This window comes from Comamonas sp. JUb58, from assembly GCF_004364775.1.
In the GTDB taxonomy this organism is placed as follows: domain Bacteria; phylum Pseudomonadota; class Gammaproteobacteria; order Burkholderiales; family Burkholderiaceae_C; genus Comamonas.
The window spans coordinates 112,643-129,042 of sequence record NZ_SOAL01000012.1 but is presented as its reverse complement, the minus strand read 5'-3'; the positions used below and the strand labels follow the sequence as shown (position 1 = coordinate 129,042).

Annotated in this window: 12 protein-coding genes and 1 tRNA gene; 9 read left to right on the top strand and 4 right to left on the bottom strand. The window is 60.6% G+C overall.

Going from position 1 to position 16,400, the window contains the following annotated elements; genetic code table 11:
* The first annotated feature begins 21 nt into the window (after positions 1–21).
* The 9 genes from EDF71_RS14570 (at position 22) to EDF71_RS14530 (ending at position 10,147) form a co-directional block, all read left to right on the top strand.
* A complete protein-coding gene (locus tag EDF71_RS14570) occupies positions 22–1,029 on the top strand; it encodes a transketolase C-terminal domain-containing protein (RefSeq protein ID WP_133857301.1) in 1,008 nt (335 codons plus the stop codon).
* Positions 1,026–1,829 carry a shikimate dehydrogenase gene (locus tag EDF71_RS14565; protein WP_133857300.1) on the top strand — a complete coding sequence of 268 codons (804 nt, stop codon included), beginning with the start codon at positions 1,026–1,028 and terminating at the stop codon, positions 1,827–1,829. Before EDF71_RS14570 ends, EDF71_RS14565 begins: the two co-directional genes overlap by 4 nt.
* Before the next feature lies 1 nt (position 1,830).
* Entirely contained in the window at positions 1,831–3,435 is a 1,605-nt protein-coding gene (locus tag EDF71_RS14560; RefSeq protein WP_133857299.1) for a GMC family oxidoreductase N-terminal domain-containing protein, read from the top strand.
* 160 nt (positions 3,436–3,595) lie between these two features.
* Complete coding sequence (locus EDF71_RS14555) at positions 3,596–4,795, top strand: ABC transporter substrate-binding protein (protein ID WP_133857298.1); 1,200 nt, start codon at positions 3,596–3,598, stop codon at positions 4,793–4,795.
* Between the two features lie 196 nt (positions 4,796–4,991).
* Positions 4,992–5,858, top strand: a complete 867-nt coding sequence (locus tag EDF71_RS14550; RefSeq protein WP_133857297.1) for a branched-chain amino acid ABC transporter permease — start codon at positions 4,992–4,994, stop codon at positions 5,856–5,858.
* Positions 5,859–5,883: 25 nt separating this feature from the next.
* On the top strand, positions 5,884–7,665 hold the full coding sequence (locus EDF71_RS14545) for a branched-chain amino acid ABC transporter ATP-binding protein/permease (protein ID WP_133857296.1): 1,782 nt from the start codon (positions 5,884–5,886) through the stop codon (positions 7,663–7,665).
* Positions 7,658–8,362, top strand: a complete 705-nt coding sequence (locus tag EDF71_RS14540) for an ABC transporter ATP-binding protein (protein WP_133857295.1) — start codon at positions 7,658–7,660, stop codon at positions 8,360–8,362. Before EDF71_RS14545 ends, EDF71_RS14540 begins: the two co-directional genes overlap by 8 nt.
* 19 nt (positions 8,363–8,381) lie before the next feature.
* Positions 8,382–9,383, top strand: coding sequence for an NAD(P)H-quinone oxidoreductase (locus EDF71_RS14535; protein ID WP_133857294.1), 1,002 nt, complete (start codon positions 8,382–8,384; stop codon positions 9,381–9,383).
* Positions 9,380–10,147 carry an SDR family NAD(P)-dependent oxidoreductase gene (locus tag EDF71_RS14530; protein ID WP_133857293.1) on the top strand — a complete coding sequence of 256 codons (768 nt, stop codon included), beginning with the start codon at positions 9,380–9,382 and terminating at the stop codon, positions 10,145–10,147. The genes EDF71_RS14535 and EDF71_RS14530 overlap by 4 nt, the downstream gene beginning before the upstream one ends.
* A gap of 495 nt (positions 10,148–10,642) precedes the next feature.
* Here EDF71_RS14530 and EDF71_RS14525 read toward each other — a convergent pair.
* From EDF71_RS14525 to EDF71_RS14510, 4 genes are all read right to left on the bottom strand, one after another.
* Positions 10,643–10,719, bottom strand: a tRNA-Arg gene (locus EDF71_RS14525).
* A 307-nt stretch (positions 10,720–11,026) separates the two neighbouring features.
* Positions 11,027–12,838: a M14 family metallopeptidase gene (locus EDF71_RS14520; protein WP_243854318.1), complete on the bottom strand. Its 1,812-nt coding sequence runs from the start codon at positions 12,836–12,838 to the stop codon at positions 11,027–11,029.
* A gap of 287 nt (positions 12,839–13,125) precedes the next feature.
* Positions 13,126–14,253: an endonuclease/exonuclease/phosphatase family protein gene (locus EDF71_RS14515; protein WP_133857291.1), complete on the bottom strand. Its 1,128-nt coding sequence runs from the start codon at positions 14,251–14,253 to the stop codon at positions 13,126–13,128.
* 115 nt (positions 14,254–14,368) lie between these two features.
* On the bottom strand, positions 14,369–16,147 hold the full coding sequence (locus EDF71_RS14510) for a DEAD/DEAH box helicase (RefSeq protein ID WP_133857290.1): 1,779 nt from the start codon (positions 16,145–16,147) through the stop codon (positions 14,369–14,371).
* Between the last annotated feature and the right edge of the window lie 253 nt (positions 16,148–16,400).

Below are 16,400 nucleotides of genomic sequence, written 5' to 3'. Positions count from 1 at the left end.
CATTTGATCAAGGCTTGCCCCATGACCCAGTTACTCTCCCAGGATTCTTGGCAATACCGTTCTCTTAACGCGGTGACGCCGGGACTGTCTTACCTCTCCAATGCGCTGATTGATCTGGCCAAAGAAGGTCATCCGGTGGTCGCCGGGTCGGCAGATCTGCAGTATTCCAACGGCCTGAACCTGTTTGCCAAGCAATACCCAGAGCGCTATGTGCAGTTTGGCATTTCGGAGCAGAACATGGTGTCTGCCGCCGCTGGCATGGCCACCACGGGCTTGATGCCGTTTGTGGCCACCTTTGCCTCCTTCCTGGGTTTGCTGTGCTGTGAGCAGATTCGCATGGATGTGGCCTATACCAAGCTGCCTGTGCGCTTAATCGGGCACCACACCGGCATCAGCCTGGGTTTTTATGGCACATCCCACCACGCGACCGAAGATATTTCCACCATGCGCGCCATTGCTGGGTTAACCGTGGTGTCGCCCGCCGATGGTGAGCAGCTGGCGTCTGCCATCAAGGCGTCTGTGCATTGGCCAGAGCCCATTTATTTTCGCATTGGCCGTGGCCGCGAGCCGGCGGTGTACACCGCCAACACAGCCTTTGAATTTGGCAAGGCCCTTGTGCATTCGGAAGGCAGCGATCTCAATATCATCGCCTGCGGCATGGCCGTCAGCGGCGCATTGGAAGCGGCCGAGCGGCTGCGCAAGCAAGGCTTGTCAGTGGGCGTGATCGATATGCACACCATCAAACCGCTGGACCGCGACGCCGTGCTGCGTGCGGCCAGCCTGTCCAAAACGCTGATGACCGTCGAAGAGCACAACGTGCTGGGCGGCCTGGGCGCGGCGGTGGCCGAGGTGCTGGCCGATGAAGGCCTGGGAGTGCGCTTGGTGCGCCATGGTATTCAGGACGAGTATTCCCTGATTGCTCCGCCCACAACGCTTTACGCACACTACCAGCTGGACGGTGCCGGCATCGCAGAGGTGGCCCGCAGCCAGCTTGAGCGCAACAACAAAAAACAAGGGTCTATCGCATGAAAGAAATCTCAGGCAACACACGTGTCTTCGGCATCATTGCCGATCCCATCTACCACGTAAAAACCCCGCAGCGCCTGAACGAGCATTTCGCGCGCACTGGCTTTGATGGGGTATGCGTGCCGTTTCACGTCCAACCCGATGGCCTGGCTGCCGCCATGGCCGGGTTTCGCACCATGCAAAGTCTGGGCGGCGTGATTGTGACGATGCCGCATAAAACGGCGGTGCTGGACTTGGTGGACCAGGTATCGCCCGTGGCCCGTAAAATTGGCGCGGCCAACGTGATCCGCCGCAATGCCGATGGCAGCTTGTATGCGCATATGCTGGATGGCGAAGGCTTTGTGGGCGGCCTGCATGAGGCGCAGATTCCTGTCAAAGGGAAGACGGCCTACCTGGCGGGGGCGGGTGGTGCGGCCAACGCCATTGGGTTTGCCTTGGTGCAGGCGGGTGTATCCATGCTGACCATTGCCAACCGCACGCAGGCCAAGGTGCAGGATTTGAAAGATCGCATCCTGTCGCTGTACCCTGATGCCGATATCCGCATTGGCACGGCAGACCCCTCGGGGCACGATCTGGTAGTGAACGGCACATCGCTGGGCATGAAGGAAAGCGATGCGCTGCCGCTGGATGTGAGCCGGCTCAGGCCGAACCAGTATGTGTGCGAAGTCATCATGGAGCCCAAGGTGACCCCCTTGCTGCGCGCGGCGCTCAATATAGGCTGTCCGGTGCAGTACGGTGCGCCCATGCTGGCCAGCCAGATCCAGTTGATGGCCAAGATGCTCGGGGCTGAGGCCGAAGGCTGATATGGCAGAGTACGACTACATCATCGCAGGTGGTGGTACTGCTGGCTGCATCTTGGCTAACCGCCTGACGGAAAATGGCAAATACCGGGTGTTGCTGCTGGAAGCCGGGCAGGAGGCGCGCAGCATGTGGATATCGATCCCCGCTGGCTTTTCCAAGCTGCTCGTCGACCCCAACTTCAACTGGCGCTTCAAAACCGAGCCTGAAGACAATGTGCATGGCCGCGTCATCTCCGTGCCACGGGGAAAAGGCCTGGGTGGCTCCACCTTGATCAACGGCATGATCTATGTGCGCGGTATTCCTGAGGACTACGACGGCTGGGAAGCGGCCGGCGCTACCGGCTGGGGCTATGCCAATGTCGAGCCCGTGTTCCGCCAGATTGAGCACTACGAAGCTGGTGACGTATCTCGCGGCAAACACGGCCCCATGTGGCTGGAGGCGGTGGCCGAGCGTTACGCGATATCCGATGCCTTTTTGCGAGCCGCCATGGAAGACGGCCAGCCATTGAACCCGGACTACAACAGTGGTCAGGCCCAAGAGGGCTTTGGTTACTACCAGGTGGTGCAGCGCGGGGGAGAGCGATGGTCCGTGGTGGAAGGCTATTTGCAACCCGCCAAAGGACGGCCCAACCTCAGCGTGATCAGCGGCGCGACGGTGACCCGTTTGGTGCTGGAGGGCAAGCGCTGTACGGGTGTGGTGTACCGCCACCAGGGGCAAGAACACAGGGTTCAAGCGGGGCGCGAGACAGTGCTGGCCATGGGGGCGATTCAGTCGCCGCAAATGCTGGAGCTCTCGGGCATCGGCAACCCAGAACTATTGCAGCGCTTGGGTATTACACCGGTATTGGCGCTGCCACAGGTGGGCGAAAACTACCGTGAGCACTTTGCCACACGCATGAACTGGCGGGTCAAGAACACGGTCACCTTGAATGAAATGTCGCGCGGCTGGCGCTTGGCAGCGGAGGTGGCCAAGTACTACACCCGGCACAAAGGCATTCTCACGCTGGGGACGGGGCTGGTACACGGCTTTGTCAAATCAAGCCCTGAGCTGCCCTTGGCCGATGTGCAGTACTTTTATGTACATGCCAGCTATGCCAACGCAGCGGAGCGCATTCTTGACCGCAAGCCGGGTATGACCCTCGGTGTTGCCCAGTTGAGGCCAGAGTCTGTGGGGAGCATCCATATCCAGTCGGCCGATCCGCAGCAGCAACCTGCGATACGCCCCAACTTGTTGAGCGCGCAGGTGGATCGCGACAGCCTGATTGGGGGCATGCGGGTGGCGCGGCGTATCGTGCAGCAGCCTGCCATGCAGCACTATGTGGAATCGGAGCTCAGCCCCGGTGAGCAGGTGCAAAGCGATGAGGAATGGCTGGACTTTGCGCGCCACAACGGCCAAACCATCTACCACCCCATTGGCACCTGCCGTATGGGGGCCGATGCAGCAGCAGTGACCGACCCGCGTTTGCGCGTGCGAGGTGTACAGGGCTTGCGGGTGATTGATGCATCCGTGATGCCGCGCATGGTGTCGGGCAACACGCAGGCTGCCGTGATGATGGTGGCCGAAAGAGGTGCCGCCTTGATGCTGGAGGATGCTGTACAGGCCGCTTGAGCATATGTCGGCTGCCTGCGTATCTTGATCTGGCTTTAAAGGGAAACTACCAATGGGTGCCGTGCCTTAGGCCACTAAAATCGCGTTTGTGAAGATATATGATATATCAAATAGCCTGAAATTCACTGGTTGATTTAAATATTAGTAAGGAGCAACACCAATGATCAAGCTGAAGAAAATCGTGCTGGCGCTTGGCGCGTGCGGCGTCATGGCATCCGGTGCCGCCTGGGCCGATGTCAAGGTAGGGGCGCTGTTCCCATTCAGCGGCAACCTGGCACTGCTGGGGCAAGAGAGTTTTCGCGGGCTGGAAGTCGCTGTCAACGAGATCAATGCCGCTGGCGGGGTGAATGGCGAGAAGATCAGCATCATCAAGGCCGATGCAGTGGATCCCACCCAGGCCGTGTCTGAAGCCAAGCGTTTGATCTCTGCTGGCGTGGTGGGCGTGTTTGGCAGCTATGCCTCAGGTGTGTCGTACGCAGCCACGCCAGTCACTGAGCTGGCCGGTGTTCCATATTTTGAAATGGGTGCCACGGCCCACAAGGTCACCACCCGGGGCTACAAATACCTGTTCCGCAGCAATCCCAACACGGCACTCTATGGTGTGGCAGTCGTCGATGCGCTGCACGACATCATCGCCCCCGGTATGGGTCTGAACGCCAAGGACATCAAAATTGGCATCATCCATGAAGATGGCCCTTATGGAACCGATGTGGCCGCTACCGAGAAAAAGCGCGCTCAAGAGCTGGGCTACAACGTGGCCCAGGTGCTGCCATATTCTTCCAAAACGGTCGACCTGTCTTCGCTGATCCTGCGCCTGAAGGGCTCGGACGTGAACGTGGTGCTGCAAACCGCGTACCAGAACGACGCCATCCTCTACTTCAACCAGGCGCGCTCGGCGGGCTTCAAGCCTAAGGTGGTGATTGGTGCTGGCGGTGGCTACTCGCTGGCCGACACAGCTAAGGCCGTGGGTGCCGACATGAATGGTGTGTTTGACCTGGACTTTCCGCAGTCATCCATCAACCCGGCAGGCGCGCCTGGGCTGAACAAATTCCTGGATGCCTACCGCGCCACCTACAAGGGCGAACCACAGTCGGGCCACAGTCTGACCAACTATGTGGGTGCCAAGGCCTTCTTTGAAGCCATTGGCAACGCCAAATCCACCGATAAGGACAAGATCCGCGCCGCAGTGCTGGCCTACAAAAAACCCGCTGGCGAAACCGCCAACGGCTGGGGCTTTGATTTTGGGGAAGACGGCCAGAACAAGGCATCGACCTTCTATGTCATGCAGTGGCAAGACGGCAAGCTGGTCACCATTGCGCCTGACGCGCTGGCACAAGGCAAGCCTAACTTCAGCAAGTAAGTCGTTCGCTGTCATGCCGTCAACACACACCTAAAACAGGCGGGGCAGCGACACCCAGGGTGCCGCTGCCTGCTACACCAAATGTGTTGACCGGTTGTGATGGTCTTGCCGTCGGCAGTGATGCCAGGCAAACCAAAGGGTCCGCACGGCGCATTTCTACAGGCCGCGCGGACTTTGTATTTCTAAGGGTTGCACTATGGAAATTTTTATCCAACTGGTTCTCAACGGCCTGTTGCTGGGCGGCGCATACATCATCATCAGTCTGGGTTTGACCTTGATCTTTGGTGTGGTGCGGGTAGTGAATTTCGCCCACGGCGAATTCTTGATGCTGGGTATGTACCTGATTTATCTGATTGCAACGCACCTGGGCATGCATCCCTATGTGGGTTTGGTGCCGGTTGCCATCATTTTGTTTGCGTTGGGTGCGCTCACGCAAAAGGGCATTATTCAGCCGCTGCTCAATGCGGATGAGCATATCCAGATTTTTGCGATGGTGGGTGTGTCCACCATTTGCCTGAACCTGGCCTTGGTGGTGTTTGGTGCCAACGTGCACCGCGCACCGGCAGAGCTGGGCACCAGCTCGTTCAGCGTCGGTCCCTTCTCCATTGTGTCGGGGCAGATGATCACCTTCATCGTAGGCGTGGGCCTGGCCGTGCTGTTGCATTTGTTCATGCACCGCAGCTACCTGGGCCGCGCATTGCGTGCGGTGGCGCAGCACCGTTATGCCGCCACCTTGATGGGGGTGAACGTGTACAACGTGTACGCCATCGCCTTCGGCCTGGGCGCTGCCTTTGTGGGCGTGGCGGCAGGCCTGCTTGCGCCGCAATACCCGGTGTTCCCAACGGTTGGCACCTACTTTGTGCTGACGGCGTTTGTGATCGTGGTTCTCGGTGGCCTGGGCAGCCTGTACGGCGCAGTGGCGGGCTCGCTGATCATTGGCGTGGTCGACACCTTGGCTGGTTTTTACATCGCCCCCGATTTGAAGGAGGTCGTGTACTTCGGCATTTTTCTCTTGATCTTGGCTCTGAAACCTACCGGCCTGTTTGGCATTGGTACGGAGTGATCGACACCTAAAGGAGCAAGACAATATGTTTCCAGATTTTCGCAATCCCCGCACCTATGTCAGCCTGCTCGTGTTGCTGGTGCTGTTCGCCATACCCATGGTGTACAGCACGCCCTTCATGACCAATCTGTTTGTGCTGCTGTTTGTGTTTTCTGCGCTGGCCGTGGCGTGGAATATTGTGGGCGGTTATGTCGGTCAGCTGTCGCTGGGCCATGCCGTGTTCTACGGCATTGGCGGCTATTCGGCCATGTTGCTGACCCAAAGTTTCGAGATCAGCCCTTGGATTGGCATGCTGGTAGGTGCCGTTATCTCCGCCGTGGTGGCCGTGGTGATCAGCTACCCCACACTGCGCCTGCGCGGCCCGTTCTTTGCGCTGGCCACCATCGCAGTGCTTGAAGTGGTACGCCTCTTGGTCATTCACCAAGAGCCTTGGACGGGCGGCTCCAGTGGTATCAGCCTGCCACTGAACATTGGTTGGAAGTGGATCGTTTTTCGCGACAAAACCAACTACGTCATCATCGCGTTCGGCCTGTTCCTGTTCGTGCTATGGGCATCGTGGATGATTCGCAAATCGCGCCTGGGCCACTACCTGATTGCCATCCGCGAGCGGGAAGATGCGGCGCTGGCCGTAGGTATCCACACTGTGCGCGCCAAGATTGTGGCCGCTGTCATCTCGGCCATGTTGACCAGCATCATCGGCACCTTTCATATCACCTATCTCACCTTTGTGGATCCCGCCTCGGCCTTCTCGCTGGACTTGTCCATCCAGATCGCCATGTTCGCGCTGATTGGTGGCCTGGGTACCGTGGCCGGCCCGGTGGCTGGAACCTTCTTGGTGCTACCCATTGCCGAGCTGGCGCGCGGTTGGCTCAGCAGTGTGGGCAACGGCATGCACGGCGTGGTCTATGGCGCCATCTTGGTGCTGGTGGTGCTGACGATTCCACGTGGTTTAGCCGGTGCCTTTGGCGGCAAAGTCAGCCAGTGGATCGCCCGTCTGCCCTACATTGGCCAGCGGCCCACGCCGCCGGTGCTGGCGCAGCAAGACAGCACCAAGCCGGTCACTGAAAAAGGCCAGCCGGTGTTGAAGGCGGAAAAGCTGTACAAGCGCTTTGGCGGTTTGTTGGCGACCAACGATGTATCGCTGGTGCTGCACCAAGGCGAGATTCTGGGCGTGATTGGCCCCAACGGTGCAGGCAAAACCACGGTGTTCAACCAGCTCTCGGGCTTTTTGGCACCAGACCAAGGCACCGTGTCGATGCTCTCCAACACCGGCGAATGGCTGCAGCCTAAAACGCCGAATGACTTTGCCCGCAAGGGCCTGGGGCGCACCTTCCAGATTGCCAAGCCTTTTACTGGTTTGACGGTGCTGGAAAACATCATGCTGGGTGCGTTTATTCACACCGCCAACCGCCATGAGGCCGAGCAAGTTGCGCGCCGCGTGGCGGAGCTGACGGATTTGACCAAGTACCTGAACACCGAGGCGCGTAGCCTGACGGTGGGCGGCATGAAGCGGCTGGAGATTGCGCGGGCACTGGCCATTCGCCCGCATATCTTGCTGCTGGATGAGGTGATGGCTGGGCTGAACCCCACTGACATCGAAAAAGCCATTGCGATGATTCGCCGCATCCGCGATTCCGGGGTCTCCGTGCTGTTGATTGAGCACATGATGCAAGCCACCATGGCTTTGTCAGACCGCATCATCGTGATCAATGAAGGCGGCGTGCTGGTCAGTGGCGCGCCCAAGGATGTGATCGAGAACCCCGCGGTGATCGAGGCCTATCTGGGCAAGGAGTTTCAAGATGCTTAAGGTAAGTGGATTGGTATCGGGTTACGGAAAAACCCAAATCCTCAACGGGCTGGATTTCGAAGTGAACCAGGGCGAAATCGTGACCCTGATTGGTGCCAACGGTGCCGGTAAAACCACCACGCTCAAGGCCGTGTGCGGTGTGATTGCGGCCACCGGTGGCAAGGTGGAGTTTGATGGCAAAGACCTGACCAATGCCGAGCCCTACGACATTGTGGACGCCGGCATCACCATGATCCCGGAGGGCCGCCAGCTGTTTCCGCACTTCACCGTGAAAGACAACCTCCTGATGGGCTCGTACAAGCGTGCGGCCCGCCCCATCATGCAGCGCAAGATGGAAGAGGTGCTGCACATCTTTCCCCGCGTGAAGGAACGCTTGAGCCAATACGCCGGATCGCTTTCTGGTGGCGAGCAGCAAATGGTCGCCATTGCCCGCGGCATGATGGCCGACCCCAAGCTGCTGGTGTTTGACGAGCCATCGCTTGGCCTGTCGCCACTGCTGGTGCAGCAGATGTTTGACATCATCCGTGACATTGCAAAACACGGTGTGACCGTGCTGCTGGTGGAGCAGAACGTGTTCAAAACCCTGCGCCTGGCCAACCGTGGCTATGTGCTGGAAAACGGCTCCATTGTGTTGGCGGGCTCGGGCGAGCAGCTGCTGAGCGACCCACACGTGAAGCAAGCGTACTTAGGGCATTGATAGCCTGCTTTCTGGAGCAATGATGACGACTTTTCATACCCGATTTATTGACCATGGCACTGGCGGCGAGCCCAGCTGCATGCAGCTTGCCGAGCGCGATGTGCCTGCACCGACGGGCCGCCAGGTGGTGATTGAAGTGGCCTTCGCCGGGGTTAACCGCCCCGATGTGCTGCAACGCTCGGGCCTCTACCCACCGCCACCCACAGCCTCGCCATATCTGGGCCTGGAGGTGGCAGGCACTGTGGTCGCCACGGGGCCAGACGCCCATCGCTGGAAGCTGGGCGACCAAGTCTGCGCACTGACCCCCGGTGGCGGCTATGCCGAATACTGTTTGGCAGACGAACGCCATTGCCTGGCCGTGCCTGTTGGTGTAGATCTGCTCAGAGCGGCGGCCATTCCTGAGAACTATTTCACCGTCTGGACCAATCTGTTTGAACGGGCCAAGCTGCAGGCAGGCGAGATTTTGCTGGTGCATGGTGGCTCCAGCGGCATTGGCTTGACCGCTATTCAACTGGCTAAGGCCTTTGGTGCCAAGGTGTGGACCACCGTGGGCAATGCAGAAAAAGCCAAAGCCTGCGAAGCGGCAGGTGCGGAAAAGGTCATCCTGTACAAGGAGCAGGATTTTCAGCAGGTGCTGCAAGAGGCCACGCAAGGCCAGGGCGTGAATGTCATTCTGGACATGGTGGGCGGCAAGTACACCAACAAAAACCTGCAGTCGCTCGCCATCAACGGCCGGCTGGTACAGATTGCCTTCTTGGAGGGCAGCAAGGTCGACATCGATGCGACCCCCATCATGGCCAAACGCCTGTGGTTCACCGGCTCTACCTTGCGTCCCCGCTCGGACGAAGACAAAGGCGATATCGCCCGCCAGTTGCAAGAGCGCGTGGTCCCGTTGCTGGAAAAAGGCCAATGCCTGCCCGTGATCCATTCGGTCTTCCCTCTGGCGCAAGCTGCGCAGGCGCATGCGCTGATGAACAGCAGCCAGCACATTGGCAAGATCATGCTGAAGGTCAAACCATGAGCGAACAACTCAAAGGCCAGGTGGCCATCGTCACTGGTGCGGTAGGCGGAATTGGCTCCGCCATTGTGGAGCGTTTTCTGGCTGAAGGTGCAAGCGTCGGCTTGATCGACTTCAACGCCGAAGCCGGTGCCCAGCACACCGACATGCTCGAGAAAGCCGGGCACAAGGTATTTTTTGCACAGGCCGATATCAGCGACTACGCAGCTTGCGAGCAGGCCTATGCCGCCATCTCCGACAAGCTGGGTGCGGCAGACATCATCGTCAACAACGCCGGCATATCGCCCAAGACCCAGGGCCGTGCCTTGAGCGTGTGGGAGATGCCGCCCGATGAATGGCGCCGCGTGGTGGATGTCAACCTGAACGGCGTGTTCAACCTGACGCGGCTGGCATCGCCCCACATGGTGCATCAGCGGCGCGGCCGGGTCATCAATATGTCTTCCGTGGCGGGCAAGGCCTATTGCGACATTGTTGCTGCCCACTACGCCGCCACCAAGGCCGCGCTGATTGGGCTTACCCGCCATTGGGCTGCAGAACTTGGGCCTTACGAGATTACGGTCAACGCCTTGGCCCCAGGCCGCATCAGCACCCCGCTGCTCAAATCAGTGTCCCAAGAAGTGAACGAGGCCGTGACCCGCGTCACCGCCTTGCGGCGCTTGGGCACGCCGGAGGAGGTGAGCGATGCCTGCCTTTTCCTCGCCTCCGACCAATCCCGTTTTGTGACCGGCCAGGTGCTGGATGTGGCGGGTGGGTGGCTGATGACTTGAGCGGTGTAGGCCCCGCAGCTCCAGCACTGGTCAGGCCGCTAACGCAGATGCCCCAGCGGAAGTCTTCAGCTTCAGTGCCTGATGTGGGCCTTGGTGGCTGTAAATGCTAAGCCAGTCACTGATCACCCAGCTGGCGCGATGCGGGCTCCTTGGATGCGCCGATCACGCGCTCTCCGCTATCTGCCGAAACCACCTCAATGCGACTCTTCCGGCTAGCGTTGCCCGCTCCTATCTGCTCCTATCGAATAAGTTATAGGAGGCTTTGAGGAGTCCAGGAAAGCTTGGGTGATTCAACGGCAACGCAAGTGGCAACCTGATGCAGAACACTTCGCCCCTCGCTCTGCCCTGCATCTGGCCCGGCCCTAGGGCCTGCAATGGCAGCGCCTAACAGACGATGTGCAGGCCTGGTGCGGATGCGAAGGTGTTTTAAATTTATCTGACATGCCCCGGAGATACCTGAATATCTTCTTGGCGTGTTGATTTTTATAAAGGTATTGGCCTGCCCGACAGGGATCGAACCTGTGACCCACAGCTTAGAAGGCTGTTGCTCTATCCAACTGAGCTACGGGCAGATGCTTGTTTGATGGAGGTGATCGCCGTGATGGGCGGCACCTGAAAAGAAACGCGGAGCGGTCCGCACTGGCCATCTTTGCTTTTATGACTGGGCGTCATTATGCACTGATTCAAGGTCCCCAGCCGCGCCACAGACTCGGCCAAGCCAAAGATGAATGGCGCCCAGACGTCTCAATCTGCTGTAGACAGCAGTTATCTGGCCGACCAGAAAAAGCAATGCCCGCAGTTAAAAAGTACTGCGGGCATTTTCTATTTCGAGCGAGCCATGCATCGGTCAATGCATGGCTGCGGAGGGCAGGGTAGCGCTTACTCGGTCTCTTCGTAAACCAGCGAGGGATTGTTCATCGACCGGGCCACATCGTTGAGGCTGGCGATGATGTGGTTGGCGAAGAAGCTGCTTTGGGTGTCGGGCTCCAGCGCTGCGATCGCCAGGTTGGCCAGCGACTGGTTCAGCGGCACATAGTAGCTGCCTTCAGGCACGTCGATGGCCACGCGCTCCAGGCCGACCTTGACCCGCTCCACGCTTTGTTGACCAGGGCCCAGGACATCGCTCTTGGCGCCGCTGCTGCGTTCTTGTTCCTGGTAGGTGTCGGCCAGCAGATTGCCGGGTTCGGCCACGCGCAGCACTTGCAGGCCCAGCGCGCGCAGCTTGTCGACGGCGTCGGTGGCATTGCCGGCCAGCCAGTAGCCGCAGGGGCGTGCGCGCTTGGGGCCAGGGGTCAGCTTGACGGACGAGTGCCAGTCCACTTCCTGCTGCATGTCTTCACCCGTTTGCGGGTCCAGGAACACAACGCGGCGCTTTTCAGTGGTTTGCTGCGACTCCAGCGTGAACTCACCCCGGCAGGCCTGGGAGGCGATATCGCGGTTCGCAAAGGTGCGCACCTGCTCCAGTTCCTTAGTGCGTTGCGCGGTGGTCTGCAGCGCAGAGGCCAGCGCCACATATTGGCTGTGTACGCGGCGCTGGATATGCGCGCGGCCAATGCCGACACCCCGGGTTTCGACCAGCATCGTGGCGGCGTTCTTGAGGGCGTTCACATTGCGGCCGGTGTCAGGGCGCACACCGCCCATGGACAGCGACAGATCCTGCGGATCGCGGGTGGTGGTGTAGTACCAGTTGGTGCTCTGTCCCTGTTCGGTCAGCGCCTTTTGCATGGGCAGCAAATACCATTCGGTCGAGGCCTTGGCGATGAACTCATGCACATTGGAGGTGGTCGGCGTTTGCAGCAGTGCGTCATAGCGCTGCACGCCCTTGAACTTTTCCAGATAGCGGCCGGCCACACTGAACTCATGCGCATCAAACACCGCAATGGGGCGGTAGATGCGGCCGAGCTTGGCCAGCGCCTGGGCTTCCGGCGTCTGCAGCAGCAGGTGGTCGCGGTTCATGTCCAGGCCATTGGCGGTGGTGCGCCGGCCAGCAGCGGCGCCATCGGGGTTGGCGCGGGGCACCAGCAGTACATTGATCTTGTCCAGCACCGATGCCAGTGGGCCTTGCTTCAGGTCCTGGGCCAGGGCCAGCAACGCTTCGCTGCCTGCGGGCTCATCGCCGTGCTGCTGGCCGACCAGCAGCACGGTGGGGCGCTGGCTCTGGTCCAGGTCGTGCAGGCTGGTGCTGGCTGCGCGGGTCAGCAGCAGCGCCAGGATGGGCTGGCCTTCCTGCGAGGTGCCGGCGGTGACCAGCTCGGCCTTGGTACCGGATGGGCCGGGGTTGGCCAACTGGCGCAACCATTGGCCCAGTTCGGCATTGCTGGTGTAGGTCGTGCGGCCTGCGCCTAGTCCTGGAGTGGCGTAGCTGCGCTGGGGATCGGGAAATCGGGCAGCGACTTCGTCGCTCTCCTTCCATCCGCCCAGAGGGCTGCCTTGCAGCGGAACCGTTTCGACCGGGGTGGATACCACGCCCGAGTTACCGATGCCCGGGATCTGCACGGGGCTGGGGCCGCCGGCAGGCTTGGTGGTGACCGTCCCCGGCGCGGGCTGGGTGCCTGCCACAGGCGTGCTGTTCCAGGTGGGCAGCGGCGTGCTGGAACATGCGGACAGCGCGATCGCTGCCGCAATGACGGTCAGACTGGTCCAGCCTGGCATCGAGCGCTGGGTGGATGGGGATACTGCGTCGTGTTTCATCATCATTGTTGTGCGTGACAAATCACGCCCCTCCTGAAAAATACGTTGCCATTATGCAAAGCGGTGTGGCGCTTTTACGTAGGATGGGTGCGAAACAATAAGTTTCCGTGCGTAACTGACGTACCCAGACCGGGTGAATTTACACCAGCAGCGATGCGGACCAGAGGCAGTTTTAAGGCAGGGGACTGTTGTTGAATTTTCCTGCAGTGGGAATTCTCGGTAAAACTCGCTGCCGTGGTCTGAGGGCGACCCCCCAGGCGATCCGCGCCCATCACGATGGGCGAGACCTATGCAGAGGGTCCCTGGCTGTCACCACCCGCCTGCTCGAATGTACCAGCCGAATCCAGGTCGGGCGCCAATTCTCCGGCATGGTTGCCGGGTGAAGGGGCCCGCATGCGCAGCAGCGCACGCACAAAGCCGTGGTCGGAGCGGCTGCGGTCGCGGCCTTCGTGCAGGTGGTCGTTGAAGTAATCCACCCGGCGCACATCGCCCACCGCATGGCGGCTGCGCGGGTCGAACTCCTCGCTGACGAGCACCTGGTCCAGAACGGCCGGCGCACCCTGGTGGATATGGGAATAGGCCACATCTTTTTTCAGCGCCGCATCGCCCAGCAGATCGAAGGCATTGAACAGCGCGCGATCGCGGGCCTTGCGGTCATAGGCCACTTCGGAGCTGGCAGAGATCATCTGCGTGGTGACGCTGTCGGGCGTGTCGTTGAAATCGCCCAGCACCACCAAGGGCATGCGAGTGTGGCGCAGCAGGTCGATCACCAGGCAGCGCAGCGCCGTCGCCTCCACACCCCGCATCACCAGCGAGCGCAAGGAGGCCAGCGCGGCAATCTTGGGGTTGTCGCGGTCTTCCAGCGGATTGCCGTTGGCATCGAGCAAGAACTTGGGGCGCTTGGATTTGAGGTGGCAGGTGAGCACCGTCAGAATCTGGCCGCGCTTCATCTGCAAGGTGGCGACGAGCGGTGGCCGCTCAAAACGGGTGTGAATGCCCAGGCCGGGGATGGGTTGGCCCAAGCCCGCCGGAAAATCGGTGAATGAGCGCGTGGCCAGCACCTTCAGCCGCGTCGCCAGGCCCACGCGCGGCGTGCCGCTGGCGCCGGGTCGGCCCTCGCTGTTTTCTGCGCCGGGTACGGCCACATAGTGGTAGTGCAGGCCGCTGGCGGCGAGGGCCTCAGTGAAGGCGGTCTCGTCCCAGACTTCCTGCACGGCCAGAATGTCGGCATTCAGGGTCTGGAAGCGGCCGCCCAACCATTGGGTTTTGCGCTCGTACTGCGCCCGGGTGTAGGGCGCCTGGTTGGCGTAAAACTCCCGATCAGGCAGCGCCAGATTGAGGACATTGCAGGTGGCGACCGTCAAGGTGTCGGGTGCCAGGTTGGGCGCTGCAGCTTGTGCAGCGGAAGAGGGCATAGAAAAAGGCCGCATGAAACTCGCTTTCGAATGCGGCCTTACCCTAGCGGAATTGGGCGTCCAAATCAACTGCCATCAGCGATGACAGCGGAAATCGGACGCCGCTTAGCGCTGCTTAGCGCGAGAAGGAGTGGTTGCGGCCACCTCGGCCACCACCACCGCCGCCGCCATTGCGGTTACCACCGCCAAAGCCGCCACGGCGACCGCGTTCGGCCATGCTATCCACGCTGGTGCGCATTGGATCGGGCTGTGCCGCACCGCTGCGGCGGTGGTCACGGCCGTCAACCGTGCCGCCGAACTGCGTGCCCAGATGGGCATCGGCGCGTGGCTGGCGCTCGCTGTCCTGGCGTGGGCCACGGCCAGCACCGGCGCCGCCTTGGCGTGGGCCTTGCGACTGGCGTTGTGGGCCGCGTGCCTCACCCGATGGGTGGCGTGGGCCTTGGCGGCCATCGCGGCGTGGTGGGCGCTGCTCGCGGCGTGCCTGGTCCATGCCTTCGCCGCCAAAATCAGCACCGCCTTCGGCGCGTTCACCGCGTGGGCCGGGGCTGCGCTTGGCATTACCACCACGCTGGCCACCGCCTGCGTTACCGCCGCCGGGTCCACGTGCCACCTTGTTGGTGCGCACGCGTTCCATCATTTCCTGGCGCGCCGCCTTGGCTGCTGCCTGCATCACATCACGGCCAGGGGCCTTGCCTGCGCCGCCCCAGATGGTCTGGCGGCCCATGGCGATGGGCTCAGCCTTTTCGCCTTCTTCGGGGCCAAAGCCTTCGAGCACCTGCACAGGGATGTCCTGCTTGGTGAAGCGCTCGATGTCCATCATGAAGCCTTCTTCATCCATGCACACCAGGCTCACGGCATTGCCTTCGCGGCCAGCACGGCCGGTACGGCCAATGCGGTGCACATAGTCTTCCGAGACATTGGGAATCTCGTAGTTGACCACGTTGGGCAGCTCGTCGATGTCGATACCGCGCGCTGCGATATCGGTGGCCACCAGGGCGCGCAGATCACCGGACTTGAAGCCTTCCAGCGCCTGGGTGCGGGCGCTTTGGCTCTTGTTGCCGTGCAGGGCCATGGCCGAGACGCCATTCTTGCTGAGGTACTCGGCCACATTGTTGGCGCCGAACTTGGTGCGGGTGAAGACCAGCACTTGGCTCCAGTTGTTCTCCTGCACGATGTGCAGCAGCACCTGCTTTTTCTTGCCGCGGCCCACAGGGTGGATCACCTGCTTGATGCGCTGCACCGTGGTGTTGCGCGGCGTCACCTGGATGGACTGGGGGTTCTTCAGCAGGCCATTGGCCAGCTCGCGGATTTCATCGCTGAAGGTGGCGGAGAACAGCAGGCTTTGCTTGTCCTTGGGCACCAGGGCCAGCACCTTCTTCACGTCGTGGATGAAGCCCATGTCCAGCATGCGGTCGGCTTCGTCGAGCACGAGGATCTCGACGGTGGACAGGTCCAGAAAGCCTTGTTGCTGCAGATCCAGCAGGCGGCCTGGAGTGGCCACCAGCACATCGACGCCCTTTTTGATGCGGTCGATTTGCGGGTTCATGCCAACGCCACCAAAGATGACGGTGGACTTGATGTCGAGGTGTGCTGCGTAGAGGCGCACATTTTCTTCAACTTGGGCGGCCAGCTCGCGGGTAGGGGCCAGAATCAGTGCACGGATGGCCTTGTTGCCCCATTTGTTGCGGCTGCCTTCGGATTCGGTCAGGCGCTGCAGCATGGGCAGGGTGAAGGCGGCCGTTTTGCCGGTGCCGGTCTGTGCGCCTGCCAGCAAATCGCTGCCTTGTAGCACGACAGGAATGGCCTGGGCTTGGATGGGGGTAGGCGTGTCGTAGCCTTGTTCGCGCACAGCCTGCACAATGGCAGGTGCCAGATTCAGTTCTTCAAAGTTCATTGGATCAGATGCGTCCAACCTGGACGCTGGGTATCGGCCTCGTCTAAGCAATTTTTTGGAATAATTGCAGCCAGTCAGGTAGGCAGATGGGTTCAAAGAGGGAGCCCGGAACTGTGTCCATCGTCCCCAGCATTAGCGCTGAAGTCCTAGGCAACTGGAGCCTTTGACTGCGGGTATTGTCGCATGCACCGATAATCCCAGGGTGGCCGCGATCAAAAATCGCATATTTTTTTACTGATTTACCAAAAGAACA